At 36.9% G+C, this 26,344-nt stretch carries 27 protein-coding genes and 1 riboswitch; of the genes, 20 read left to right on the forward strand and 7 right to left on the reverse strand.

Going from position 1 to position 26,344, the window contains the following annotated elements:
• The first annotated feature begins 6 nt into the window (after positions 1-6).
• The 10 genes from FGL89_RS06170 to FGL89_RS06215 all read left to right on the forward strand — a co-directional run bounded on the left by FGL89_RS06170 (position 7) and on the right by FGL89_RS06215 (position 6,757).
• Complete coding sequence (locus FGL89_RS06170; RefSeq protein ID WP_014974846.1) at positions 7-303, forward strand: hypothetical protein; 297 nt, start codon at positions 7-9, stop codon at positions 301-303.
• Positions 300-809, forward strand: a complete 510-nt coding sequence (locus FGL89_RS06175; protein ID WP_014974845.1) for a hypothetical protein — start codon at positions 300-302, stop codon at positions 807-809. The genes FGL89_RS06170 and FGL89_RS06175 overlap by 4 nt, the downstream gene beginning before the upstream one ends.
• A gap of 53 nt (positions 810-862) precedes the next feature.
• A riboswitch (TPP riboswitch) is annotated at positions 863-952 on the forward strand.
• 142 nt (positions 953-1,094) lie between these two features.
• Positions 1,095-1,871, forward strand: coding sequence for a hydroxyethylthiazole kinase (gene thiM, locus FGL89_RS06180; protein ID WP_014974844.1), 777 nt, complete (start codon positions 1,095-1,097; stop codon positions 1,869-1,871).
• On the forward strand, positions 1,864-2,697 hold the full coding sequence (gene thiD / locus FGL89_RS06185; RefSeq protein WP_014974843.1) for a bifunctional hydroxymethylpyrimidine kinase/phosphomethylpyrimidine kinase: 834 nt from the start codon (positions 1,864-1,866) through the stop codon (positions 2,695-2,697). The genes thiM and thiD overlap by 8 nt, the downstream gene beginning before the upstream one ends.
• Positions 2,687-3,322 carry a thiamine phosphate synthase gene (thiE, locus tag FGL89_RS06190; RefSeq protein WP_014974842.1) on the forward strand — a complete coding sequence of 212 codons (636 nt, stop codon included), beginning with the start codon at positions 2,687-2,689 and terminating at the stop codon, positions 3,320-3,322. The genes thiD and thiE overlap by 11 nt, the downstream gene beginning before the upstream one ends.
• Before the next feature lie 78 nt (positions 3,323-3,400).
• On the forward strand, positions 3,401-3,709 hold the full coding sequence (locus tag FGL89_RS06195; protein WP_014974841.1) for a PadR family transcriptional regulator: 309 nt from the start codon (positions 3,401-3,403) through the stop codon (positions 3,707-3,709).
• Positions 3,709-4,299 (forward strand): DUF1700 domain-containing protein, encoded by a 591-nt coding sequence (locus tag FGL89_RS06200; protein ID WP_014974840.1) that lies wholly within the window; start codon positions 3,709-3,711, stop codon positions 4,297-4,299. The genes FGL89_RS06195 and FGL89_RS06200 overlap by 1 nt, the downstream gene beginning before the upstream one ends.
• Positions 4,289-5,191 carry a DUF4097 family beta strand repeat-containing protein gene (locus FGL89_RS06205; protein WP_014974839.1) on the forward strand — a complete coding sequence of 301 codons (903 nt, stop codon included), beginning with the start codon at positions 4,289-4,291 and terminating at the stop codon, positions 5,189-5,191. Before FGL89_RS06200 ends, FGL89_RS06205 begins: the two co-directional genes overlap by 11 nt.
• Before the next feature lie 101 nt (positions 5,192-5,292).
• Positions 5,293-5,907 carry a TVP38/TMEM64 family protein gene (locus FGL89_RS06210; protein ID WP_014974838.1) on the forward strand — a complete coding sequence of 205 codons (615 nt, stop codon included), beginning with the start codon at positions 5,293-5,295 and terminating at the stop codon, positions 5,905-5,907.
• Positions 5,908-5,920: 13 nt separating this feature from the next.
• Positions 5,921-6,757 carry a DUF368 domain-containing protein gene (locus tag FGL89_RS06215; protein ID WP_014974837.1) on the forward strand — a complete coding sequence of 279 codons (837 nt, stop codon included), beginning with the start codon at positions 5,921-5,923 and terminating at the stop codon, positions 6,755-6,757.
• A 104-nt stretch (positions 6,758-6,861) separates the two neighbouring features.
• Here FGL89_RS06215 and FGL89_RS06220 read toward each other — a convergent pair whose 3' ends face one another.
• Together FGL89_RS06220 and FGL89_RS06225 are read right to left on the reverse strand one after the other, a co-directional pair.
• Positions 6,862-7,566, reverse strand: a complete 705-nt coding sequence (locus FGL89_RS06220; RefSeq protein WP_014974836.1) for an SDR family NAD(P)-dependent oxidoreductase — start codon at positions 7,564-7,566, stop codon at positions 6,862-6,864.
• 95 nt (positions 7,567-7,661) lie between these two features.
• Complete coding sequence (locus FGL89_RS06225) at positions 7,662-8,096, reverse strand: winged helix-turn-helix transcriptional regulator (RefSeq protein WP_014974835.1); 435 nt, start codon at positions 8,094-8,096, stop codon at positions 7,662-7,664.
• Positions 8,097-8,206: 110 nt separating this feature from the next.
• Between FGL89_RS06225 and FGL89_RS06230 the strand changes: the two genes are divergently transcribed.
• Positions 8,207-8,683 (forward strand): tautomerase family protein, encoded by a 477-nt coding sequence (locus FGL89_RS06230; protein ID WP_014974834.1) that lies wholly within the window; start codon positions 8,207-8,209, stop codon positions 8,681-8,683.
• A 144-nt stretch (positions 8,684-8,827) separates the two neighbouring features.
• On the opposite strand, the gene FGL89_RS06235 is transcribed toward FGL89_RS06230, so the two are convergent.
• Positions 8,828-10,627 carry a M3 family oligoendopeptidase gene (locus tag FGL89_RS06235; RefSeq protein ID WP_014974833.1) on the reverse strand — a complete coding sequence of 600 codons (1,800 nt, stop codon included), beginning with the start codon at positions 10,625-10,627 and terminating at the stop codon, positions 8,828-8,830.
• Between the two features lie 164 nt (positions 10,628-10,791).
• Here FGL89_RS06235 and FGL89_RS06240 point away from each other — a divergent pair, with 164 nt between their 5' ends.
• The 3 genes from FGL89_RS06240 to FGL89_RS06250 all read left to right on the forward strand — a co-directional run bounded on the left by FGL89_RS06240 (position 10,792) and on the right by FGL89_RS06250 (position 13,905).
• Positions 10,792-11,721: an alpha/beta hydrolase gene (locus FGL89_RS06240; protein WP_147000472.1), complete on the forward strand. Its 930-nt coding sequence runs from the start codon at positions 10,792-10,794 to the stop codon at positions 11,719-11,721.
• Between the two features lie 119 nt (positions 11,722-11,840).
• Positions 11,841-12,656 carry a glutamate 5-kinase gene (gene proB, locus FGL89_RS06245; RefSeq protein ID WP_014974831.1) on the forward strand — a complete coding sequence of 272 codons (816 nt, stop codon included), beginning with the start codon at positions 11,841-11,843 and terminating at the stop codon, positions 12,654-12,656.
• A 1-nt stretch (position 12,657) separates the two neighbouring features.
• Positions 12,658-13,905 (forward strand): glutamate-5-semialdehyde dehydrogenase, encoded by a 1,248-nt coding sequence (locus FGL89_RS06250; RefSeq protein WP_014974830.1) that lies wholly within the window; start codon positions 12,658-12,660, stop codon positions 13,903-13,905.
• A gap of 35 nt (positions 13,906-13,940) precedes the next feature.
• Here the strand turns inward: FGL89_RS06250 and FGL89_RS06255 are convergent, their stop codons facing one another.
• Complete coding sequence (locus FGL89_RS06255) at positions 13,941-14,897, reverse strand: nucleoside hydrolase (protein WP_014974829.1); 957 nt, start codon at positions 14,895-14,897, stop codon at positions 13,941-13,943.
• Positions 14,898-15,103: 206 nt separating this feature from the next.
• On the opposite strand from FGL89_RS06255, the gene FGL89_RS06260 reads away from it, so the two are divergent.
• Positions 15,104-16,114 (forward strand): NAD(P)/FAD-dependent oxidoreductase, encoded by a 1,011-nt coding sequence (locus FGL89_RS06260; protein ID WP_186727203.1) that lies wholly within the window; start codon positions 15,104-15,106, stop codon positions 16,112-16,114.
• A gap of 13 nt (positions 16,115-16,127) precedes the next feature.
• Here FGL89_RS06260 and FGL89_RS06265 read toward each other — a convergent pair whose 3' ends face one another.
• Positions 16,128-17,105: a hypothetical protein gene (locus FGL89_RS06265; RefSeq protein ID WP_223824457.1), complete on the reverse strand. Its 978-nt coding sequence runs from the start codon at positions 17,103-17,105 to the stop codon at positions 16,128-16,130.
• A gap of 165 nt (positions 17,106-17,270) precedes the next feature.
• On the opposite strand from FGL89_RS06265, the gene FGL89_RS06270 reads away from it, so the two are divergent.
• From FGL89_RS06270 to FGL89_RS06280, 3 genes are all read left to right on the forward strand, one after another.
• Positions 17,271-18,149, forward strand: coding sequence for a hypothetical protein (locus tag FGL89_RS06270; protein ID WP_147000473.1), 879 nt, complete (start codon positions 17,271-17,273; stop codon positions 18,147-18,149).
• Positions 18,150-18,159: 10 nt separating this feature from the next.
• Entirely contained in the window at positions 18,160-19,740 is a 1,581-nt protein-coding gene (locus FGL89_RS06275) for a zinc ribbon domain-containing protein (protein WP_014974825.1), read from the forward strand.
• Positions 19,741-19,912: 172 nt separating this feature from the next.
• On the forward strand, positions 19,913-20,761 hold the full coding sequence (locus FGL89_RS06280) for a hypothetical protein (protein ID WP_041773166.1): 849 nt from the start codon (positions 19,913-19,915) through the stop codon (positions 20,759-20,761).
• A 56-nt stretch (positions 20,762-20,817) separates the two neighbouring features.
• Here FGL89_RS06280 and FGL89_RS06285 read toward each other — a convergent pair whose 3' ends face one another.
• Together FGL89_RS06285 and FGL89_RS06290 are read right to left on the reverse strand one after the other, a co-directional pair.
• Complete coding sequence (locus tag FGL89_RS06285) at positions 20,818-21,693, reverse strand: DNA/RNA non-specific endonuclease (RefSeq protein WP_014974823.1); 876 nt, start codon at positions 21,691-21,693, stop codon at positions 20,818-20,820.
• A 114-nt stretch (positions 21,694-21,807) separates the two neighbouring features.
• Entirely contained in the window at positions 21,808-22,464 is a 657-nt protein-coding gene (locus FGL89_RS06290) for an HD domain-containing protein (protein ID WP_014974822.1), read from the reverse strand.
• A gap of 221 nt (positions 22,465-22,685) precedes the next feature.
• Between FGL89_RS06290 and metG the strand changes: the two genes are divergently transcribed.
• Together metG and gap are read left to right on the forward strand one after the other, a co-directional pair.
• Positions 22,686-24,797 carry a methionine--tRNA ligase gene (gene metG / locus FGL89_RS06295; protein ID WP_014974821.1) on the forward strand — a complete coding sequence of 704 codons (2,112 nt, stop codon included), beginning with the start codon at positions 22,686-22,688 and terminating at the stop codon, positions 24,795-24,797.
• 382 nt (positions 24,798-25,179) lie between these two features.
• A complete protein-coding gene (gap, locus tag FGL89_RS06300; RefSeq protein WP_014974820.1) occupies positions 25,180-26,199 on the forward strand; it encodes a type I glyceraldehyde-3-phosphate dehydrogenase in 1,020 nt (339 codons plus the stop codon).
• Positions 26,200-26,344 lie beyond the last annotated feature (145 nt).

Genomic DNA, 26,344 nt, shown 5'->3' on the forward strand with positions numbered 1-26,344 from the left:
GGTAGTATGACAAAAGAATTGAGCCCACGAGATTTGAAGAGCCTCATTAATAAAGATGATCGATTTAAACGGGCAGAGGCATTATTGCAAAATCGTTGGGAATCACTATTATTAGATGCACATTTTGGTATGACAACAATAACACGTGAAGATATTAGCTTGGCACGACATTTAATTGATGCAGAAGTCATATCAACAGTTGTAGATTTACGAACTTTTTCGGGCATCAAAAAATTTATTATGACGAATCAATCCCGCTTGTCAGAAGATGTGATTAGAACATTAAAGGAGCCTTTCTTATGAAAATTAACTTAGTTTTAGCACCTGAACAGTTACCAGCACAACTATTGGCATTCCAAGCTGCTAACTCCGCACATTTTTTCTATTTAGGCAAAGAAACACAACTTTCTGGCGCAAATGTGCTGATTGTCGATGAACCAGAATTGGTTGCCCAGTTCAAGCGACCTCTTAGTTTTGATAGTCGTGTTGTGAGTGGTAATTTAGCTGGTGAAGTCATTCATCAAATATCTTTTCAGACCAAGGGCCGTAACGATGAATTGATTGAACAACTGGTCACAGGCAACGCGATTATGGCACAAAATGCGAATGGCAAAGCAGACTTTATGTTGTGGACCTTTTGGCCAGATCACCAAGCGTTGGCTAATTTTGTCAATAGTGATACTTTCAAACAAATGAAAAATTTGATGAAAAATGCTTATACAGTGAGTTATTTTCATATTTCATCAGCAGACCAACTGTCTTTGACACATCAAATGCGTGATTTTGACGATAAAACGTGGTGGGGTTAACATTTTAATCTTGCATAAATAATTGTTCTACGTTACAATAATGCCATGAGTTAATAATCTATCTGGGGTGCCTTTTTGGCTGAGAAATACCCATTGAACCTGATCATGATAATGCATGCGAAGGGAGATAACATCTACGATAACTACTTAAACTGCTTATATTGTGTAGTCGTTACCTGTTCTCCTAACGTGAAGATCAGGTAACGGCTTTTTTTGATCTGTCAGATAGTATTTTAAATATTAACTAAGTTAGAAAATAATTTAAAATGAATAGAGGATTTAATGATGAAACTATCAGAACTCAGACAGCAAACACCACTTGTCTTTAATTACGCTAATTATGTCACACCACAACTCGTTGCCAATGTTGTGAATGTTATTGGTGGTTCACCAATTATGGCGCGTGAAATTGAAGAATTTAAAGATTTAGTCTCACTAAGTGATGCCATAGTTGTTAATACAGGTACATGGCAACGTGAGGAATTACCTGCAACAATTAAACTGATACAGTTAGCCAACCAAACTGAGACAGTTGTCGTCTTAGATCCTGTTGCTGTAGCTATACCCTCAAGAAGTGTACCCGTCAAATCACTAATTTCAGAATCTCAGGTAAATATCATTCGTGGAAATGCCGCAGAAATTGCTTGGTTTGCTGATGTTGATTTTGCTAGTCATGGTATTGATGCAACTGGTGATGGGGATGTTGCATATATTGCCAAATTAGCTGCACAAAAAACTGGTGCTATTATTGCATTGAGTGGCAAAAAGGATGTGATAAGTGATGGCGAAAGTACAATAAGCATTGCAACTGATGTGCCACTTTTGGCAACTAATGTTGGTACGGGTGATGCTTTATCTGCTTTGATTGGCGCATTTAATGGTGATAGTATCTCATTGGATAATACGGTACGTGCTATGGCAACGATGAAATTAGCTGGGCTTAAGGCGACTAAAAAAGTAGCAACACCTGGTTATTTTTCAAATCAATTGTTAGATGAGTTATATCTGTTGCCAGAAGAAGAATTAGAAGATTTCATTAAGCAAGAGGTGACGCATGATTAATGAAACACCACAAGTACTAACCATTGCTGGTACTGACTCGAGTGGCGGGGCAGGCATTTCAGCTGATTTGAAGACTTTTGCAGCTCAGGGTGTTTATGGTGCTAATGTGATCGTATCAGTGACAGCACAGAACACAATTGGTGTACAGCAAGTTCAAATGATTCCAGCAAATATGGTAACAAACCAAATAGAATCTGTCGGAACTGATTTGAAAATACGCGCTTTCAAAACTGGTATGCTGGGTGATGCCGTGACGGTTCAAACTGTGGCTGATGCCATTAAAAAGCAACAGTTCGGTGATTTTATTTTGGACCCTGTGATGATTGCAAAAGGTGGTGCGCGCTTGTTGGCTGAGGAAGCTATTGATGCTGTTAAAAAAGAATTACTGCCATTAGCCACATTAGTCACACCAAACATTCCAGAAGCGGAAGTATTATCTGGCCGTACGATTAGTACCCATGAAGATGTGCAAAAGGTGGCGCAAACTATTCAAAAGCTTGGGGCAAAAAATATTTTATTAAAGGGTGGACATGCAGAAGGGCAAGCAGTTTACGACTATGTGTTGTTGGAAGATGGAACACATTTTTGGTTGAAAAGTATGCGCGTGAATACTGTGAGAACCCACGGTACAGGCGATACAATTTCAGCAGCCATTACAGCACAATTAGCCTTAGGCAAGGCATTAAAAACAGCGATTATTTTGGCTAAATCTTATGTTGATGCCACAATTCGCGAAGGTATTTCAGTAGGGCATGGTCATGGACCTCTGAATCATTTGGCGATGGTTAAGCCATTAAATTCTCCGGAGGTGTTGGATGACATTTGATAAAAGCATGTTAGCGCGTTACTTTGTTTTAGGTACGCAAAATGTTGCTAATGAAGCAGAATTTTTTAATATTTTGGAACAAGCTTTGGTAAGTGGCATTACTTTATTTCAGTATCGTGAGAAAGGACAACATGCATTAACTGGGAATGATAAATTGCGTGTTGCTCAGCAAGTACGCCAATTAACAACGAAATATCGTGTGCCATTGGTCATTGATGATGATATCGCATTGGCACATGTTGTCAACGCGGATGGCGTTCATTTTGGGCAAGGTGATGGTAATATTTCTGAAAATATTAAGGCAAGTGCGCCTTTATTCGTAGGTGTTTCGGTTTCAAATCAAGCCGAGTACGATCGGATTGCTGGTTTGCGTGGTATTGATAATATTGGTATTGGTCCGGTATATGAGACAACTACTAAATCAGATGCTAGTCCAACAATTGGTATTGCAGGTCTCAACAAAATTGTTAATCAAAGTCAATGGCCTAGCGTCGCAATTGGTGGCATTACCCAAAAGAATTTACCAGATGTTTTAGCTACAAATGTTGATGGTGCAGCAGTGGTTAGTATGATTACTCAGAGTAAAAACATTTCAGAAACTATAAATATATGGAAACAACTTTAACAGTTGTTTTTTTTTGCAATTAAACCATATATAAGATATATTATATTATATAAGAAACAGTATATAAGGAGAAATAGCATGAGCATACAAACACCGACAGAATTGCTCGATGGTACAGTGTTAGCTATTTTAGAGAAGCAAGATTTATATGGTTATGCGCTCACAAAAGAAGTTAAGCAACATGTTACTGTGTCAGAATCAACGATGTATCCAGTATTGCGGCGTTTGGAAAGGTGTGCGGAATTAACCACGTACAGTGAACCATTTGAAGGGCGCATGCGGAAGTATTATCAGTTAACACAAGAAGGTCGCGAGCATTTAATTCGCATCAAAACTGATTGGAAGAATTTCGCCACGGGGATTAACGAGATTTTAGGAGAAGAATGATGAGCTATTTAGATGAATTAGAAGGTTATTTACACGCTTTACCACGCAATGAGCGTGATGACATGATGTCATACTATGAGGAATATTTTACGGATGCACATATTGATGATACATTAGCACACCAAAAATTCGGCTCATCAAAACAATTTTCGCGTCGTCTGATTGCTGATTTTTATATGAATGAGGATGATGCCGTCGAAAATAAGCCGAAACATCAGTTACGTATGATTTGGGTTGTTTTATTGGGTATTTTGGCCTCACCAATTGCTTTATCAGCTACAATTGTCGCTGCCTTTTTATTACTTGTTGTCATTGGTGTCGTATTGTCGGTGATTGTGAGTGTCATGATATCATTAGTCATCTCTGCAATATTGGCAGTATTCAGCATAATAGCGGGTATTATTATTCTCTTTAGCTCGCTCACAGGGGGAATATTTGCAATTGGTGTTGGTTCAGCAATGATTGGATTAATAATTCTTGTCGTACCATTACTGATTAATTTGACTAAAATATTAATCAATAGTTTTGCGAAAATTATTAAACTTATTGGTCGTCGATATATCCAAAAAGGAGCAAATTATGAAGCGTAGAACAATTATCGGTTTGTCACTGTTAGTCGTTGGTGTAGTGGCAGCAACAACATCAGCATTAATTGATACCCCTGGGACAATTGTTTGGAATCAAGGTGGCATAGCTTATCAAAAAAGACGTGCCTTAACAAACGTTGATTTAACAAATCAAGTGCCGAAAGAAACAGAAAATATTCAAAAGCTCACAGTAATATCAAATGATACCAATGTATATGTGCAACAGGGCACACAATTTTCAGTCACGCAAAATAAAAATGGTAATGAGAAAAAAGCTCGGATAAACTATAGTAATGGTGAACTGAAAGTTGATACAAAATCAACTTCACAATCTAATCGGCATATTGTGGGGTTTAGTATCGGTGATGACGATGATGGCATTAAAACTGGACCGAGTGTAACAATTACAATACCTAAGCAAACGAACATCAAAAATATAGACATTACTCAAAATAACGGACACGTGTCAGCTTCAGACTTAGCGATTGATAACATCAATATCAAAACGCAAAATGATGATGTTGATTTTGCTCGCGTTATCGCTAAAAATATAATTATTGATGCTAAAAATAGTGAAGTTGATTTGAACAGTGTGACATCTGATCAGTTAACGACCAAAAATTATAACGATGATTTAACTGTGAATGGTAGTACAATTAAGGATATTAATGTATCAATGCAAAATGCAGATGTTGATATTGAACATAGTACGATCACAAAGGGTGGACGCATTACGAATCAAGGTGGAGATATTTCTTTTGAAACATCACAATTACCAACATTTTCAGCTCAAGCAACAAATGGTAATGTTGAAATCACACCACCATTTGCTCAGCAGCAGGGTACAGCTGCGCTGGTTATTCAAAATCAAAACGGCGATATTGAAATTGAATAGTTCAAATTTTTTGAACGAATACAGTGATAAATTGCTTTGGGCAACCATATCATCAACTGATTGAACATAAGAAATAAAATGGCAGGTATGGCTATTTATAAATGAAAACAATGACACTAAGTATCAAACAACGTCAAATCATACGACGATTATTACAGGTAGCAACGAGTATTGGTTTAATTGGCACAATATGCCTTGGATTTTATTTATGGTACAAAGGTTTACTCACTAACCCATCACTGCTACGACAAACAATTAAAAATTTTGGGTTTTGGGGGCCGTTAGCTTTTATTGGCGTTCAGATGATCCAAGTTATTGTTCCCATTATTCCTGGTGGTATTACGTTGGCAGTTGGCCCGCTACTATTTGGCCCGTGGTTTGGGTTTTTGTATAATTACATTGGTATTGTTGTTGGATCAATTATACTGTTTTGTATTGGGCGTTACTTTGGTACACCAATTGTTGAAACTTTTGTGTCACGAAAAATACATCACAAATATATTGATAAACTTAATAGTAAAGGTTGGGTAAAAACATTTACTGTTCTTATGGCTTTTCCCATTGCACCTGACGATGCATTGGTTTTACTGACGAGTGTGACGAAGATGCGATTCAAGACGTTTATTTGGATATTACTTTTGAGTAAACCTATTGGGATCGCATGCTATAGCTTGCTACTGTTGTATGGTTTTGAGTGGTTAACACAATTAATTTGAATATAGGATGATAATGAAAAATAAATTAATTAAAGATTGGTTCATACGTTTCATAAAAGGTGTATTCATTGCACTAGGGTTTATTCTGCCTGGTGTTTCAGGTGGTGTTTTAGCTGCAATTCTTGGATTATATGAGCGTATGCTTAGTTTTATGGCGCATATTCGTCAGAATTTTAAACAAGATTTTTGGTTTTTTGTGCCAGTTGGGCTAGGTGGTATTGCGGGTATTATTTTATTAAGTAACCCATTAGAATATTTGTTGACCACTTACAAAGCTGTTGTATTGTGGGGTTTTGCAGGTGCTATTGTGGGAACATTGCCATCATTGTTTAAAGAAAGTGCGAAGACTGGCCGTCGACGGTCAGATTGGTTCTTATTTATTGGAACGGTAATCATTGGTGGCATATTTTTGTATAATATGACGACTATTTTTGGTGATTTACCAATTAACTTTTTCTCATGGTTATTAGCAGGTGGGCTGATTGCTTTGGGAATTATTGTACCAGGATTAAGTCCATCTAATTTACTGCTTTATCTAGGGTTATTTGATCCAATGATTAAAGGTTTCAAAAATGCCGATCTGACAGTCTTTATACCCATGGCTATTGGTGGGGCTTTGACACTAGTTATTTTTTCCAAACTCATGCACTATCTTCTGCAAAACTTCCATGCAAAAGTCTATCATTTTATTTTAGGTATTGTCGTGGTGTCCACACTACTCATTGTTATTCCACCTGTAGCTGATTACACTGGCTTTACATTACTCAGTGTTTGTATGAGTATCGTATTATTTTTAATTGGTGGCTGGATTGGTTATTGGATGAGTCATTTGGAACAACAATATAAGTAAACTAATCAAAAAAAGCCAACCTGTTATTTAACAGGTTGGCTTTTTTATAATTAGTTAATGCTAGCGTATACTAGATAAATCAAGTGTACGGGAGGGGAACAAAATTAATCATAACTTATTGGGTTACCATCAAAATTAATTACCTGACCAGAACGATCAGTGTTATCAGTTATTAGATCAACGGTTAACTTTCCAGCTTCGGCCGCTGTTTTGAATCCAGGACCTGCCATATGATTGTTGAGATCTGTTGTCACACCACCGGGGATGAATGCGAAAATTTCTATAGCTTTATTTTGTGCTTTAAATTCAACATGCCAATTCTTAGTCATGACGTTAAGTGGGGCTTTAGCTGCAAGATAGCCAAAGGGATGGAAGAAATTATTGGGCTCAATTGGGACGGTCATGCTTAATATCTGACCATTATTCTTATCTAGAATCGGAAGAAGTGAACGACTTAATTCATAAGGACCAAGAAAATCAACAGTGTATGTTTCTACCAATTCATCAGTGGTAAATTCCCAAGCAGTTTTACCCATATCACCAGCAATGCCGGCATTGTTAACTAAGAGAGAAAAATCAGGATGCTGAGTTGTGATATCTTCAGCAATTTTAGCTAATTCATTGACTTTACTCATATCAATGATCTGTAACTTGGCGTCACCGAATGTTTTTAATTCATCAACGGCTTTTTGACCGCGACTTTCATCTCGAGAACCTACAAGTACAGTGTAGCCTTTTATTAATAGGTTTTTTGCAATTTCATAGCCAATACCTTTATTGGCACCAGTTACTAACGCCGTTTTTGTCATTTGTGAAACTCCTTTATATATGATCAACAATGTGTTGATCTTCCTTGGTATTCACATTGATTATACTACTTATTTTAAGTAAGCGAAAGTAAAGATTATTTTTTAAGTAAATTGGCTATACGTTCTTTTAAATCAGGGTCTGATATTAATGATTCAAAGTCATTTGGAGACAACTTTGAAAGCGCTAGTTCATTTACTAATATTTGATAAAATTCGTCGGATTTTTGGTCGTTGTCTTCCGAAAATTTAATTAGCGCATGTAGGATGGGTAGTAATTCTTTACCTTTTTTGGTCAATGAATATTCAACTTTAGGTGGCATTTCTTGATAATCATGCCGATGAATAATATCTTCCTGCTCAAAACTACTCAGTGTTTGAGAGAGCATTGTATCAGAAATACCAGGTAACAGTGATTTCAATTTATTAAATCTGATTGTTTTAGCCAAAGCCAATTGCCAAATGATTTGCGTACGCCATTTACCCGAAATAATTGTTAGTGCATTTTGAATTGGATTGGAGTTATTGGTCATGAGAGATTGTCCTTAAATTTTAAAACATACTAAACTTTTTTTCAGTACTTATATTAATTACTTATTGAGAATACAATACTTAGTATACTAAAAGAAAAGAGAATTGCATAATGACAATTATTAATGTTAATACGTTAGAAGGCCGTTTTACGATTGATGAAAAAAGAATGTTGGCAGAAAAGTTGACTGATGCTGTTATGATTCCTGAAATTGGTCAGTTTGTTGCTGCAGCTCGTGTTGGTTTTCAGGTGACATTTACCGAATTCAAATCAGAAAATATGGTTGTTTCTGGCAAACTATTGTCGGATTTAGATCCAATGCCTGACAATATTAATGTACATGTTTTGGTGATGGATGGTGATTGGACAGTGCCTGTTCGTCAAGCAGTTATTGAAAATATTGCAAAAGCTTTAGCAGAAGTTAGTGGGTTGCCTGAGCCATTGAACAGTTGGAAATCAACTTTTCAAGTCATAGATGAGGGGAGTTTTGGTACTGGCGCAGGCGTATTATCAATTTTGGATTTACTTAATAGTGGTGTTTTTTCTGAAGAAAAGAAGCAAGCTGTAATTAATCACATTAATCATTAATAGGTTGAAAACAAGATATTACTAAATATCTTGTTTTTATTTCGCTAATTAATAGAATATATTAAAAACGTTGGGAATATGTTGTTAAATATTCCCAACGTTTTATAGACAGCATAAGTTCACTCATGCTTTTTAGTTAGTATATTAAATAAATTGTTCTGATAAAGTTAAAAATTCATCAATGTCTTTTTGGATTAAATTAGCACCAGCTTGCCAAAAATCTGGTTGCGTGAGGTCCACGCCAAGATGCTTTTTTGCTAGTTCTTCAGAAGTCATATTAGCTGTGTCACGCAATAAGGCGATATATTTATCTTCGAAATCAGCACCGTCTTTTTGTGCTTGCGCGTAAATACCCGCTGAAAACAAATAACCAAAAGTATAAGGAAAGTTATAGAATGGGACGGAATCAATGAAAAAATGCAGTTTTGATGACCAGAAGTGTGGGTGGCGTACATCTAAAATACCGTCAAAGGCATTTTTTTGTGCGTCGTCCATTAATTCATTCAATCGCTGTGGCGTAACCACACCGTTTTTACGTTCTTGATAGAAAGCATCTTCAAATAAGAAACGCGCATGAATGTTTAAGAACATCGCAATTGGATTGGTCATTTTAGCATCAAGTAAAACTAACTTTTCGGCATCTGATTTTGCGCCACGGACATTGGCATCATTAACAATCAGTTCTGCAAAAGTTGAAGCAGTTTCGGCCACATTCATTGCATAAGCATCACGCCATAATGGTAAATCTGTCAATTGTGCAGAATGGAAGGCGTGACCTAATTCGTGAGCGATGGTTGCTGCATCATTAACGGATCCTGTGTAAGTTAAGAAAATACGGGATTCCTGTAAATCAGGAACAGACTCCATGTAGCCGCCTGGTTGTTTTCCGGGACGATTTTCTGACTCAATCCAACGTTTTTCAAATGCCATTTTAGCAAATGAAGCCATTTTAGGTGAAAATTTTCCAAATTGCTCAATAATGAAAGCGGCTGCATCATCGTAGGATACTTCTTCAGGTTGGTAGTCGCCGATATTTGTCAATGGGGCGACTTGATCTTGCCAGCCAATATCTTTTAAACCGAGTAATTGTTTTTTTCGGTCAAAATAAGGTTTAAATATTGATTTATTGTCGTCTACAACACGCCACATTGCATCAAGTGTTGCTTGAGACATACGGTTCATCTCTAGTGGCTGTTCGAGATGATTCTTGCGGTTATGCGCTTTTTGGTTCGTTAATCGGAAGCCAGCGAGATGATTTAAAGTATCTGCGGTAAGATTTTCGGCATTGCTCCACATCTTTTCGTAGTTAGCCATGATGTTGGCGCGAGTGTCGTTGTTAGCTTCACCATCTAACATATTCAATGCCTGACCAGCAGAAATGTGTCGTGTTTTACCATCTTCATTATCTGTGTAATTCATGGATAAGGACGCCGATATGGTATCATAATGTTTAGACCAAGCTTGTTGACCATCTAAATCCAGTTGATTAATGAGTGACTCGGTATCATCATCCAATAAGCGCTTGGCATTAGTACGTAATTCAGAAAGATAGAACGCAATATCAGTTAAGCGTTCAGAGTGAATGACTCTTTCAAATGATGCATCATCTAGCGTTAATAGCAGTTTTTGAAATTTATTTAGTGGTGCTGAAAAATCAACAAAGAGTTTGCCTAATTTGTCAAAATGAGGGCTATAAATACTATTACCATAGTCAACTGATGCCCAACCATTGATAAAAATATTGATTGTGCCAAGTCCAGAACCAATCGATTGTGCGAGGTCAGAAAGATTAGCGATAGTTTCAGCTGAGGCTTCTGCTTGATCAACTGCTTCAGCAAATGAATGGATTTGTTCAGCAACTAAATCATATTTTGCCATCAGTTTTGGTGAATTAATACCACCTGGGTAAATACTTTCCAAGTCCCAAGTCTGTGAGTAAGTCATAATATATACCTCATGCTTTTCTTTTTATTATATCAGTTTGAAAAATGTGATGATATGTTATTATCGTTTAACTATGAATTTAATATTTAGTCAGTAAGTCACTAGTTTGCGTTAGATTTTGTTCTATCGTACAATAAGAAAGCTATTATTTTAAGGGGTAGAATATGACAAAATTAGTTAGGTGGTTGCTTGGATTGGTTATAATATTAGGTATTTTATTATTAATTGCGGGCATGTATTTTTTTCAGGTCGCACAAGTTCGTGACCCAAAATCAAATCAACCTGATACCTTACGGACAGAAACTAATGCGCTTTATCAATATGAACATCAGTTTTTGGCACGTGAGAAGCAAACATGGTATGAAACATCAAATGATGGACTTAAGCTAGATGCATGGTATGTACCCGCGGATAAAAAAACAAGTAAGACCGCTATTTTAGCTCATGGGTGGCATAATAATAAGACAACCATGGCTATTTATGGTGAGTTGTTTCATGAGCTGGGCTATAATGTGTTAATTCCAGATAACCGTGCGCATGGTGAGTCACAAGGGAAAATGATTGGTTACGGTTGGCTGGATCGCCGTGATTACATGCAATGGTTGCATCAAATCATCAAGAAAAATGGGCAACAGTCTGATATTGTGATGTACGGTATGAGTATGGGTGCAGCAACAGTGTTATCAACTTCTGGTGAAAAAGATTTACTAAAGCAAGTAAAAGCGGTGATTGCTGATTCTTCATATACAAGTGTGTGGGAAGAGATGAAACACGAGGCAGGAGATATGTACGGTTTGCCATGGTTTCCGTTGGTCAATGTTGTGTCAGGGATTTCCAAGATAAGAGCAGGGTACACTTATTCTGAAGCTAGCCCAGTAAAGCAAGTTGCTAAAAGCCAACAACCAACATTGTTTATACAAGGTGGCGGTGATACATTTGTGCCAGCACATATGGTTTACACATTGTACGATGCACTTCATGCGCCAAAAGAACTTTGGATAGGAAAAAATTCTAAGCATATTCAAAGTTTTAATGACCATCCGATAGCATACCGTGAAAAAGTCAAAACGTTTTTAGAAAAATATGATCAATAGCTCAAAATTGAGTTAGCTTTAATGATTATGATATAATAATTAGTAAATGAATAAAATATCATGTCAGCTACTCACATAATTCTGACGGATATATAGTTAATTTAAATGAGGGTTCTATCATGTCAGTAGTTTCAAAAGAACACCGTAACGACAATAATTGGCGGCGTCTAGTGATCAAAGTTGGTACAAGTACAATTGTCGACGCTAAGGGTGAAATTAAGTATCCTGTGATCAATCGGTTGTCGCAAACGTTGACTCAATTACAGAAATCAGGCTACGAAGTGATTCTAGTAACTTCTGGGGCTATTGGGGTTGCCTTGCAACAAATGAAAATATCTCAGCGACCAGCTGATATTCCTGAACAACAAGCACTAGCAGCCATTGGGCAAAGCTATTTAATGGCGATATATAATCAAAGTTTTGCATTTTATCAGCAACATGTGGGGCAAGTATTATTAACTTATGATGTTTTTGATAATAAGTTAATGCTACAGCACACAATAGATGCCGTCGATGTGATGCTGGCGCAACGTGTGATACCAATTATTAATGAAAATGATGTGATTGCGGTTGATGAGTTAGATCATCAACATTCATTCGGTGATAATGATCGGTTGGCTGCCATTGTGACACATGAAACGCAGGCTGATAGTATGATTGTTTTAAGCGACATTGACGCATTGTACACTGCTAACCCATTTGTCGATCCGACAGCCCAACCAATTTCGTTGGTTTCAAGTATTACGCAGGAACTATTAGACAGCGCTACTGGTTCATCTACTTTAGGCACTGGTGGCATGTTGACTAAACTAAAAGCAGCCGAATATTTAATGCAGCAGCAGCGTCAAATGGTATTAATCAATGGTGCTAATCCAGCAACTATTTTAGATGTCGTTCAAGGTAAACAGGTTGGTACGCTATTTAAGGGAGAATAATATGGCACTTACTGTACAAGAAATTGGTCAACGTGCAAAAAGAGCAACCAATGATGTTGCTCATTTATCAATTGCAGTGCGTAATAATTTGTTGTTAGAAATGGCGGCTGCTTTATTGGAACAACAACATGCAATTATTGTCGCAAATCAAGAAGATCTCGCTGAATTTGCAACGCAATTAAGTGAACCCATGCAACATCGTCTGACTCTGGATGAAAAACTGATACGTGATATTAGTCAGTCGATGGCAGCGGTAGCCAAGTTGCCGGATCCAATTGCAGGCCCTTTTGATGAGTGGCGCACACATGTTGATTTGAAAATAGTTAAAAGAATTGTGCCATTAGGTGTCGTAGCAATGGTATATGAAGCACGTCCGAATGTGACAGTTGATGCAGCAGCATTAACGTTGAAATCTGGCAACGCCGTTATTTTACGTGGTGGTAAAGAGGCTAAACGGACAAATATGGTGCTTGCAGGTATTATGCGACAAGTCTTGCAACGCAATCAATTAAATCCTGATATCATTCAATTACTTACTGATACATCACATGAAACAGTCCATACATTGCTTCATATGAGAGATTATGTGGATGTTTTGATTCCACGTGGTTCGGCGCAGTTTATTAATTTTGTGGTAGCCAATGCTACAGTACCTGTCATCGAAACAGGTGCTGGTAACACGCATATCTTTGTTGATGAATCAGCTGACCAAGAAGAGGCTATAAGAATTATACATAATGCTAAAACGCAAAAACCTTCTGTTTGTAATGCAGCAGAAAAACTCTTGATTCATGAAAATATTGCAAATGATTTTTTGCCAAAAATTGTTGATGTGCTTGTTGCCGCAGGTGTCGAGGTGCGTGGTGATGAATTGAGTCGCACGATTGATGAGCGAATTGTAGTAGCCGGAGATAAAGATTGGGACACGGAATATAATGATTTAATCATTGCAGTGCATATTGTGTCAGGCATCGAGGAAGCAGTAACCTGGATTAATACGCATACGACGCATCATTCTGAAACAATTATCAGCACAAATACAGAAAATGTTGCAACATTTATGAATGATGTTGATGCGGCTGTTGTTTATCAAAACGCATCTAGTCGTTTTACCGACGGATTTGAATTTGGTTTTGGTGCAGAAATTGGTATTTCAACACAAAAGTTACATGCTAGAGGACCAATGGGACTGTCGGCACTGACAACAATTAAGTACGAAGTGTTTGGCCAAGGACAAATACGAGAATAACAAAAAACAAGTTGAGTGAATTGTCAACTTGTTTTTTAAGCTAATACATTAAGCATCAATTGTTGGAAATCTGACACAAAGCGATCAGTGTCAACTAAAACGGCAGCTTGAGAAGTTGTTGGTTGGAGAAGTTTCTCTTTATCACCAATTGTACGACCATAATCACCTGTTTCTTGATCATAAGTCACGTGCATAGTTAATGGTATTGTGGTCACGTACGAGGCATCAATGCCAACTGCAACTGCTAAAGGATCATGCAAGGCAGCACCTTTCTTATCAATATTGAGGTTGAAATAAGCATCAATATAAAAGTCCATCAATTCAGCAAACTTTTCACCTGCAGTGGTTCCTAATGCACGCCATTGGGCCGTTTCTTGTTTTGTTAATAATGTCCGTAATGTGACATCCAAACCAACCATTGTCAGGTTGGTTTGCTTTTGGAAGACAATATCGGCTGCTTCAGGGTCTTGGTGAATGTTGGCTTCAGTAAATGGGGTGACATTACCAGGCACGGTCAAGGCGCCACCCATGAGTGTGGTATGACCAATTAGAGTAGCAACTGTAGGATCCTTCTCAATAGCAGCTGCTAAATTTGTTAGAGGACCAGTCGGGATGAAAATAAGATCATCAGTATATTTATGAGCTGCTTCAATTAGAAAATCAATACCAGATTGCTTTTCAACGAGTCGAGGCGATTGTGATAATTCGACTTCACCAATACCATTTTTGCCATGAATTAATTGTGAAATGGGCATGACATCAAAGTGGTCGGTAGTGGAAGAATGTTGTTCGCCAATAAAGACAGGAACGTCATCAACACCTAGTAAGTGCAAGAGGTTGAGTGAGTTTTGGGCGGATGTTTCAACATATGTGTTACCATAGCTTGAGATAATGCCGATTAGTTCGACGTTTGTATCAGCAACAGCATAGGCGATAGCCAGTGCATCATCAATACCTGTATCAAGATCGAGAATCATTTTTTTTTGAGCCATATTATTTAAATCAGTGTGTGACGCACAAGAACATCGTATATTTTAGCGCCAAACAACACGTTTCCTCCATTTGTATGATAAGTCCATTATACCGATTAGCAGCACACTTTGGGTCAAAAAGGTATAATAATTAAAGTAAAAAAATTATAGCTGAAAGGAAAAGTATAGGTGTCCATATGATTTAAATTGGGCATTGATACACTGAGATTATGGAATTATATGATATAGCCATTATTGGTGGTGGGCCAGTAGGCATGTTCGCTGCTTTTTATGCTGGACTACGTGATACAAAAACTGTGTTAGTCGAGAGTTTGCCCACACTGGGTGGTCAAGTGACTGCCTTATACCCTGAAAAGATAATTCTGGATGTTGCTGGATTTGCAGGTGTTAAGGGTTCAGCATTCATTGAATCATTAAATCAACAATTGAAGTTATTTCCAGTTGAGATTAAAACCAAAACAACTGTGACTAATGTGCAAAAACAACATGAGTTATTCACAATAACCACGGACAATAATCAATCGTTTCAAGCTAAAACAGTTATTGTGACGACTGGAAAAGGTTCTTTTGAGCCACGCAAAATACAAGTAGATGGTGTTGAATCACTTATTGGGCAAGGTGTTCATTATTTTGTAACCAACAAGCAAGATTTTGTTGATCATGATGTTGTCATTGCTGGTGGCGGAGATTCTGCTGTAGATATGGCCACGATGTTGAATGAGGTGACTGCATCAACTCGAATTATTCATCGACGTGACACATTTCGAGCCATGGAGCAGAGTGTTAACGTGTTAAATAACAGCACGGTTATTAAGGAAACACCGAAAAAAATTGTGTCAGTCAATAAACAAGTTGATGGTAAATTAGCTATCACTTTGGCGCATGTCAAGGAACCTGATGATATAACTGTGCTTTCTGTTGATGATTTAATTATTAATTATGGTTTCTTATCAAAAAATCAAACGGTACAATCTTGGGATATTCAACCCACACATGATGGCCAAGTTTTTGGTGTTAATCAGCAATTACAAACGAGTATTGATGGTGTGTTTGCTATTGGGGATGCTAGTCACTATATTGGGAAGGCAGACTTAATTGCAGTAGGTTTGGGAGAAGCGCCAAATGCTGTCAATGCGGCAATTAACGCATTTGATCCTCATCGTGGCGGACCAGGTCATTCTAGCGCCATGATAATCAAAAATGGTCATCTCGAGTGAGTTTGAATTGAAACTATTTGTCTAGCTTATCAACATATTGTTGATAAGCTTTTTTCATTTGTGTGGAAACAGTGGTTTCAAAAATATTACTTTTCAATAAATCATAATTTGAGTTTTCTAGGTCATCGTATGTTTGGGTAGGATAGAGTATCATGAGTGCTTGACGAAAAGCATGAAACTTGGATGAATATGTTGGTTGATCAAGTAGGTAGAGTTCACTAATTTCAAGGAGCTTTTTTGAAGCAAAATTATATAAGGACCACGATGGGTATTCAACTTGATCATTGAGTCGAATCACTTGAAATAATAGGGGCGCATATTGGGACGCTTTATGTTCAGAAGTGATGCTTGATAAGGCACTAAAAACAAAGCGCAAGCCAAGTGATTGATTAAAGAAAATAATGTTTTGTTGTGACATAGATAGGTCACCAAGTGAAAATGTCATATCAATGTTACGCTTGATAGTTGCGATGAGATTGTGCAAAATATTGATAAATTCAGCTTCGTGAAATAGTTCGTTATTGAATTCTAGCTTCAACAGCACGAGTAAATTAACTTCTTCTAATCCAAATTCACCCTTAAGTAGGATACTTTTGAGTACTTCTCTTAAATCTAAGGGTAAATCACGATTAAATGATGAAGTAGAGGATAGGCGATAAAGTTTAACAGCCATTTTTAAACGCTCAATATTATGTGTGGTATAAAATTCACGAAGAGGAATTTGGTAATTAATCGTGGTAGGTAGATAGGCTGGTATATCGTAAAGTTTAAGATAATTATCTGCCATACTTTTCATGTGGGCAACTTCAGAAAATGTTGTTCGTAAATACCGTACTGTGTGGAGGAATTGCAATGTTGTAATATCTGTTTCACCTTTAACATAACGATACCAAGCCGAATTTGAAACATGTATGTAATCTAAAAGACTTGATAATTTGATGCATTTTTTCTTACGTACTTCATTTAAATGGTACCCCATTGTATTACTCACTGATTAGCCCCCTAATTTTGTCATGATTTAGTTAATATTCATTTTAGTATACTATGTTACAAAAAGCACCCCGATATAGGGAGGTTTAGGTAAATACACTATTTTTATATTATAATTTCTGGATAATGGGTTTTTATTGAGAAAATCGAAGTAGGGAGATATCGTATGGCTACAAAGCAAGAATGGCAAGAATATTTTGCACTAATCAATGACCGCCAACCATCAGCAGATGAGATATTGGCAGCAATTGAAAAAGGGGAGATTACACTGGGGAATCAAGAACAAACTATACCTAAGGCAGAGATTACAGAGGACGCTAATCGCGTTTATACGAATGCAAAGCAACATGCTGGGAATTATTGGACATGGGTTAAACCAATCATTGTTAATCCAGGTCGCTCTAGTGATGCATCAGACAATACACTGTTTTTGTGGGTGTCGTTTGTTATCGCATCATTAACGGGAGCATTTTCATTCTCAAACGTTATTCGACGTGGTTTGAATGTTGCATTGAATAGTTATTCATCTTTTGGCACAGATTTAACCAAGATTCGTAGTCAGTTAAGTGCACTAAATTGGCAATTATTTTTTTATGTTGTCATTATTTTTGCCATATTTTATCTGGCAGCATTGCCTGGGTTACTACTACTGAATCGTCGGTATCTTACTGTGAAACAAACAGTCTCCAAGTATTTAAAGTGGTTCGTACCGTTATCTTTGATTAATATTATTGGTGCCATATTATCATTTTTTGTACCAATTGCATCTATTTCAATTTCAACATTGGAAGATGTGTCGTCAATCGTTAATACCTTTTTTGCTTCCTTTGCGGTGATTACTTTTATTTTGACACTCGGAGCAGCGTTGTTAATTGCAGCCCAACAATTTTTAATTTCAGAAGTACATTTACATCAAGGTAAATTTGATGCTGCCTGGGTTACTTTACTCCAGTGGATCATTAGTATAGTTGTGATTGCCATTGAAGTACGTATTATTGTAATACCATTACTTCAAAATCTAACCCAATCAATAGGAACTTGGTAAGGAGCATAACATGGATCAGAAGAAAAAATGGTTAGCTGATTTCAAAGCTAAAAATCATCGTAATCCAACAATCGACGAAGTTACTGAAGCTGATAAACTTGGTTTTGTTTTAATTGATGATCAAATGCCTGCACAGAGTGAAGAAGACTCATCAACAGCAACGCCATCAGTAACACCGGCAACGTCTTGGCGTGAAAAGTTTAAATTAGCTAATGGTCGCTTACCTAACCTTGAAGAGGTGAAGCAAGCTAAAGCTACTGGTTTTAAAAGTGTAGCACCACTAACAACAGCCCAAACTGAGAGTGAACCAAATCCAGTGCCTAGAGCACCGAGACAACAAATGTCTAAAGGCAAAAAAATTGCACTAACAACTGGAGTAGTGATTATTGCGGTTGGCGTTGCCTTGGTGACTTGGGGCAATAAACATTATGCTAAATCAGCAACAGCACAACGTACTTTAAAAATTTTGAAGTCAGAGAGTGCTTCGCAATACGCGAAGAATTTTGTCTGGTCAGATACAAAGAAAAAAATTGACCAAGATGAATTGGCACCATTTGTTAATAATATGGCTAGTAGTAAGTGGTCTAATCAACGTGAGAACGACATTTATAATCAATTGTTATCTGGACAAGCTGGCAACGGTTTTACTTTTAAACGGACAGGGCATGCTTTCTTAGTATTTCCGAAGTATCAATTAACTGTGAAACCCGTCGATTTTAATGTTTCAACGAACAATAAAGATATAACCTTAAAAATGAATGGTAAAACGATTGGTACTTCAGATTCGGACAGTTATTCTAAATCATATAAACACCAAGTTAGTGGTTTATATAAATTTAATGCGACAGGCAAGATAAGTGGTCAAGATGTCGCAACGAGTGATGAAAAAGAAATTGATAATAATACCAATGTTAACTTGGCGATTGACATGATTAGCTTTGATGTTAATTCAAATCTTAGTTCAGGTGATTTATACATTGGTGACACAAAAGTTGGTACTTTAACAGATGGCTTATTATCAGTAAAAAATATGCCAGTCAGTAAGGGTGCAAAGGCCTATGTACAAGCTAAGTTTGGAGATCAAACCATTCGAACAACTAAAACAAGTTTGCAAGACATATATGATGGGGAAAGTATCAATTTAAATGCAGATGGTTTAATGACAGAAGATGATGCCAATAGCACAGTTTCGTCAATGTATGATGCTTTGGGGTCATATGCTTCGCAAGAAGAGGATCCAGATAACTTGGATATGTTTAAAAATGGTGCTAATAACAAAGCCTATCAAGACTATAAAAAAATGATACGTCACAATCTTCATGATGCCAAACGAAATGCAGAGTCTGTTTCATTTAACTCGCCAGACGTTAAATCGGTCAAGCAAACTAGTCTGACGACAGCAGATGCAGTGTATCAAGTAAAAACTGATTTTTATTACAGCTCTGATGATGATAATGATTCATATGGGGATTTAACGCAGACATTTGAATTAACCGCACATATGGTTTATGACAAACGTAATGAAACGTGGCAGGTTGATTCAATTGATCCTAATCAAAAGAAAATTTCTGAAGATAATAATGTTAGCTAATCGAAAGATAAAGAAAATGGTATAGGATTGATTGTCGGATTAGTACTGTCTATTGGTGATTTATTCCGAAATTCTAAAGGGACAGCGATTGCTGGTGTAGCTAGTATAATCTAAAATATTGCTAAGATGTGCTTTTAGCACATCTTTTTAATTGATTATAAGAAAGGGCGTTATGATGAAACGTTATTATAAATTAGGAGTTGGTGTCGTTGTTATCATCATGTTATTGGTGATTGCTGTTCGGATGTGTACTCATACTAATGATCCTATCGCACAGCGAGAAAAGGAGAATAATCAACAAACTGCATCAAACGCAGGGAAATCTGTCAAACGTTTTATGACAAAAAAGACTGTTGATTTACAGTCGGCATCCACGGAAAAGCGTATTCAGGTTGTGAAAAAGTTTTATAATTGGGCTGGCACATATGCTAGTCAGCATAATCAGGCTCTAACAGCTGTTGATACTGAAGCATTAGGTATGCGTCAAGGTGGGCCAACATCATATTATATTAGTACAAGTGATGGTGATATGTCGGTATGGAACCAAGTAGATGCTGTTGACTATCAACTACAATCTGTTTATGCACAAAAAGATGAAAATGATCAATTCAGTGGTCATGTAAGTGATATGTTGTGGTTGTATACTAATACAAACGGTGATACAGGTATTTCGGATGAAAATGATACAGACGAAAGTGAGGCGACGAGATATTCAAATGTTGATATGACTAAACCAATCACAATGCTAGTACTTGGACTAAATGGCAAGGTTTATAGTGCTACATTTCATCAAATGCCAACGCCGTTTGGTCAAAAGCCAATAACTCGAAGTATGATTAATCGTGGGAATACATCTAACACAGGTATTTGGACTTCAGAACAATTAAAAAAACTAAATCCCATCGAAGTTAATCATAATATGACGCATTTACTTGCACCACAGACTAGTATTTTTAAATCAAATCATACAGAAATATCAGAACAATATCAAAAACTAATTCAAAGCCAAGTTGGTCAATAAACAGTGGGTTTCTTGAAGCAATAAAAAAGATGACTAATATATTTTAGTCATCTTTTTTATTTAGCTGAGTCCAGTACTTTGAATTTTGCTGTCTGGTAGTCAATTTCAATGCCTGGTTGAACATTGAAAATCCAGTAATTTAAATTAAGCGTTTTACCGTTATCTTGAACAGATTTTGCCATGTAATGAACACCACGGGCTAAACGATTGTTAGCAATGTATAATGGGGTTACTTGGGCGCGAATTGTGATAGTTGGATGTTTATTAATGGCATCTCGAATATCATCTTCAGGAGCTAACTGGCCAGGATAGGCATTTTGTACACGTGTACCAGTAGTCATATTTTCAGTTACCATAGTTGGTAAGCCAAAAAATTGATAGCCAACAATATGTGATTTATTCCATAATGCCTGCTTACCATTACCTAGCTTGACGTTTGGATTATCATGGTAACCACCAACCCATTTTGTACCATTATAATGATCATTTATAAACCAACCTGATGGCCGTACATCATAAGGAATACGGTCAGGACGTGCAGTGACCTTTCGAATAGCTTTTTTGCTAGCGACAAAATTGGCCTGTTGAGAACGTCCTTGTGAATCAAGTGGCGATAGACTTAAACCATCAGCAGGTCGTAATTTTGAACCTTGAGATGGGAAGGTTTCACCAAGTTGATCATCAGTAAATGTGGCCTGATTGTTATTGATACGCACAATATCACCATCTAAAGTGCCATCCCATTTTAAATTAAGTAATGCTTGATCTGATTGGGCAGTGACAGTTTTAGATTTTGAGGTATCAGGTGAAGTGGGTTTGCTATTTTGTTCATTTTGCCAAAAGTAAAAACCGGCAACAATGAGGACAATAAAAAGTGATAATATTTTGTTCTGGGGTTGCTTTTTACGGCGATAAGTACGTTTTTTAGCCATGTTAGTCTCCAATAAATACAGTTAATCATACCATCTTTTATAAACAAATAAAAACAGACATATTGTCTGTTTTTATTTGTTTATAAAAGATGATTACTGGATATAAGTAGAAAATTATTTCGTTAAGTGCCACTCAGATTTAAACTGATCTAGGAAATCTAACATAAATTGATGGCGACTAACAGCAATTTTCTGTGCTGTTTTTGTGTTAAGTCTGTCTTTGATCAGGAGTAGCTTTTCATAAAAATGATTGATTGTTGTACTGTCATCTTGGCGATATTGTGCTTTAGTTTGAGCAATGCGTGGTGGTATATTTGGGTCGTATAAAATCCGATCTTTTACAGCACCATAAGTGATGGCACGTGTAATAGCTATCGCACCAATCGCTTCTAAACGATCAGCATCTTGCACGATTTGACCATTAAGGTCAAGTGGTTTGACGTTACCAGCAATTGATTTAGACCATGACATATTGTCAATTATTGTGATGATTGCGTTGATTTGATGTTTAGTCACGTTAATAGACTGTAAAAACAAGATCATGTTTTCTTTGGCGGCCTGTGCTTGGGCTAGTGAATGAAAGAGTTTATCATCATAGACGTCATGCAATAATGATGCAGCGCGTACAATAAAAGTATCGGCTTGAGGATAGTCTTGAAGAATTTTATTTGATAAAGCAAGTACTCGATCAATATGATCAACGCTATGACCAGTTTTATCGGCACTTAGCGATTTTTGCATATAATCTGTAATATCATCGAGTTGGGTCATAATTGTCCTTCCAAAAGCATAAAAGCGTATTCAGCTAGCTTTATTTTAATTTTGTATCAATCTAAAATTACTATACCAGAAAAAATTTTTAAAAACTATGAAAAGTCCTTAAAATTAGTTATAATTATCTTAGTAAAGTCGGCCTCATGCGGCTAAATGTGCGAATGAATATGATAAACGTTAATTGACTCATCGACACATTAGAAAGAGAGAAGACTCATATGTCAGAACCAAACAATGTCTTGTTTAATACAGCTAATCTTACGGATTCAGCAGTTATTTATGATAAGTTTTCAAAAGCAGAACAACAATTTGCAACTAAGAAAGATAAAACTTTCTATATTACAACGCCTATTTATTATCCATCTGGGAAATTACAATTAGGTAATACTTATACGACGGTGTTGGCAGATGCTGCTGCGCGGTATCATCGTTTACTAGGGGAAGATGTTTATTTCCTAACAGGAACAGATGAGCATGGTTTGAAAGTACAGCAAAAAGCTAAAGAAATTGGCAAATCTGAAATTGAATATTTAGATGGCATGGCTAAACAAATTAAAGATTTGTGGCAGTTAATGGATATTTCTTACAATGATTTTATTCGAACAACTGAGGAGCGTCACGAATCGATTGTTCGTAAAATTTTTAAGCACTTAGTTGATAATGGTGATATTTACAAAGGTGAGTATCAAGGTTGGTATTCCGTTTCAGATGAAGAGTATTTTACAGAATCACAACTTGCTGAGGTTTATCATGATGATGAAGGTAAAGTTATCGGTGGTAAGGCACCATCAGGTCATGAAGTGGAATTGGTCAAAGAAGAATCTTATTTCTTTAAGATGAGCAAATATGCTGATTGGTTGTTGGAATATTATAAAACACATCCAGAATTTATCCAACCAGAAGCTCGTATGAATGAAATGATCAATAATTTCATTGCACCAGGCTTAGAAGATTTAGCAGTGACCCGTACAAGTTTTGACTGGGGTGTGTCCGTTCCTGGGGATCAAAAGCATGTTATATATGTTTGGGTTGATGCGTTGGTCAACTATATTACAGCGCTTGGGTATGATACTGATCATGATGAATTGTTTAAACGTTATTGGCCAGCCAATGTCCAATTGGTGGGCAAAGAAATCGTTCGTTTCCATACAATTTATTGGCCAATTATTTTGCATGCCCTAGGTCTAGAGCTACCAAAGACAGTTCTTGGTCACGGTTGGTTAGTGATGAAAGACGGTAAAATGTCAAAATCTAAGGGTAATGTCATTTATCCTGAAGTTTTGGAAGAGCGGTATGGCTTAGATGCTGTCCGTTACTATTTATTGCGTGCTATGCCATTTGGTAATGATGGTGTCTTTACACCAGAAGATTTTGTTTCACGGGTTAACTTCGACTTAGCAAATGATCTTGGTAATTTACTAAATCGTACCGTAGCTATGATTAACAAGTATGAAAATGGTATTGTACCAGAACTAAATACTGGTAAAACTGAATTTGATGATGATTTGGTGCGTACTGTGTCAGAAGGCATTGCTGACTACCATAAGAACTTTCAGAATATGCGGACAGCTGATGCACTTGAGAGTGTATGGACAATTATTCGTCGTGCAAATAAATATATTGATGAAACGCAGCCTTGGGTATTAGCTAAAGATGAAACCAAAAAAGCGATTTTGTCTAGCGTGATGGCACATTTAGCTGCTTCATTACGCGTTGTAGCTGTGTTGTTGCAACCTGTTCTGACCAAAGCGCCACGCAAAATATACGAACAACTAGGATTTGATTATCCTAAAAATGGTGCGCCAATTGCTGGTTTGTCATTTGGTAAATTACCAACAGGTGGTAAAGTCGTTAAAAAAGGACAGCCAATTTTTCCTCGGCAAGATGTTGCTGAAGAAGTTGAGTTTATTTCTGGATTGGTATCAAAAGATACTAAAGGCAAGGGCCGCGCTGTTAAAGAAGCTGCTAAACAAGCAGCTGTTGCAGCTGATTCTGGTAAGTCATTAATTGCTTATGATGATTTTGATAAAATTGAATTAATAGCGGCCAAAATTACCGCCGGTGAAATTGTTGCTAAATCTGATAAGCTGTTGAAATTTACACTTGATGATGGTTCAGGTAAACCACGCCAAATTCTGTCAGGGATTCGTCAATGGTATGAAAATCCAACTGTATTAGTTGGTAAGACAGTTGTCATTGTTGCCAATATGAAGCCTCGTAAAATGGCTGGTGAAGTATCAGAAGGCATGATTTTATCAGCAGAAAAGAACGGGATAGTCACTGTTACAACAGTACCAGATAGTATTGAACCTGGTTCAGGAATAGAATAAATATACTGTGTATTAGCATGATTTAAGAAGACGCTTTGGCGTTTTTTATGATCAGATGAATATTGTTTGATATTTCACAAATAAGTTTAAAAAGTAACACACCGCTGAATCTTAAAGTATGTGAGATTGTGATCAGTACAATTTCAATTTTAAAGGGATGACTATAAAGTATATTTATCTTAAAACCAGTCATACCTAATGATAGACCGTTTTTTTGCTGATATAGATAGGTAGTTTATCTGTCATGAATTGTGCTTGGAAATACTATAAATACTGAGATTTATTCAGAAAATAGCGGTATGTTTACATTCGCTCACCTGATAACTTTGTGCTATAATAGTGTTGTTGACATAAGTCAAAAAATTTTGGAGGATCTAAACACATGACTGTTAAGATTGGTATTAACGGATTTGGACGTATTGGCCGTTTGGCTTTCCGTCGTATTCTTGAGTTGTCAGACAAGGCTTCAGATATCGAAGTTGTTGCTATTAACGATTTGACAAGCCCTGATATGTTGGCATACTTGTTGAAGTATGACTCAATTCACGGTACTTTAAACGCTGAAGTTTCATCAGATGATACAGGTATTGTTGTTAATGGTAAGCACTATGCTGTTTACTCAGAACGTAACGCTGCTGACTTGAAGTGGGTTGCTAATGATGGTGTTGACTATGTATTGGAAGCTACTGGTTTCTATACATCAGCCGAGAAGTCACAAGCTCACTTAGATGCAGGTGCTAAGAAGGTATTGGTTTCTGCTCCAGCCGGTGCAGTTCCTACAGTTGTCTATGGCGTTAACCAAGACATCTTGACAGCAGATGACAAGATTGTTTCTGCTGGTTCATGCACAACGCAATCATTGGCTCCAATTGCTAACGTATTGGAAACAGAATTCGGTGTTAAAACTGGTTTGATGTTGACAGTACACGCTTACACAGCTTCACAAAGCTTGCAAGATGGTCCTAAGTCAGCTAAGTTTGCAAAGCGTCAAGCTAACCGTGACGCAGCTTCAAACTCATTGCCACATTCATCTGGTGCTGCTAAGGCTATCGGAATGGTTGTTCCTTCATTGGATGGTAAGTTGACTGGTTCAGCTATCCGTGTTCCTGTTCCTGATGGTTCAATCACTGAATTGACTGCTGTCTTGAAGAAGGATGTTACAGTTGAAGACGTTAACGCAGCTATGAAGAAGTACGAATCAGATTCATTTGGTTACAATGGTGATGGTTTGGTATCTACTGATATTATCAATGATACACATGGTACTGTCTTCGATCCAACACAAACTGAAGTTGTTTCTGGTGACGGACAACAATTAGTTAAGGTTGCTGCATGGTATGATAACGAATACGGTTTCACTTCAAACATGATCCGTACTTTGTTGCATTTCGCCACAATGTAATATTAAAACTAGATAATCTTGACATCGTCATACATATTGTCAAGCGTAAGAATCCCATTTTGGTGGGGTTCTTTTTCTATTTGTGCTAGAATATTGTGACTAATATGTGCTATAATCTATTCAGTGCTTTGAAAGAGGTTTCACT

This window comes from Leuconostoc carnosum (assembly GCF_007954525.1).
Taxonomy (GTDB): domain Bacteria; phylum Bacillota; class Bacilli; order Lactobacillales; family Lactobacillaceae; genus Leuconostoc; species Leuconostoc carnosum.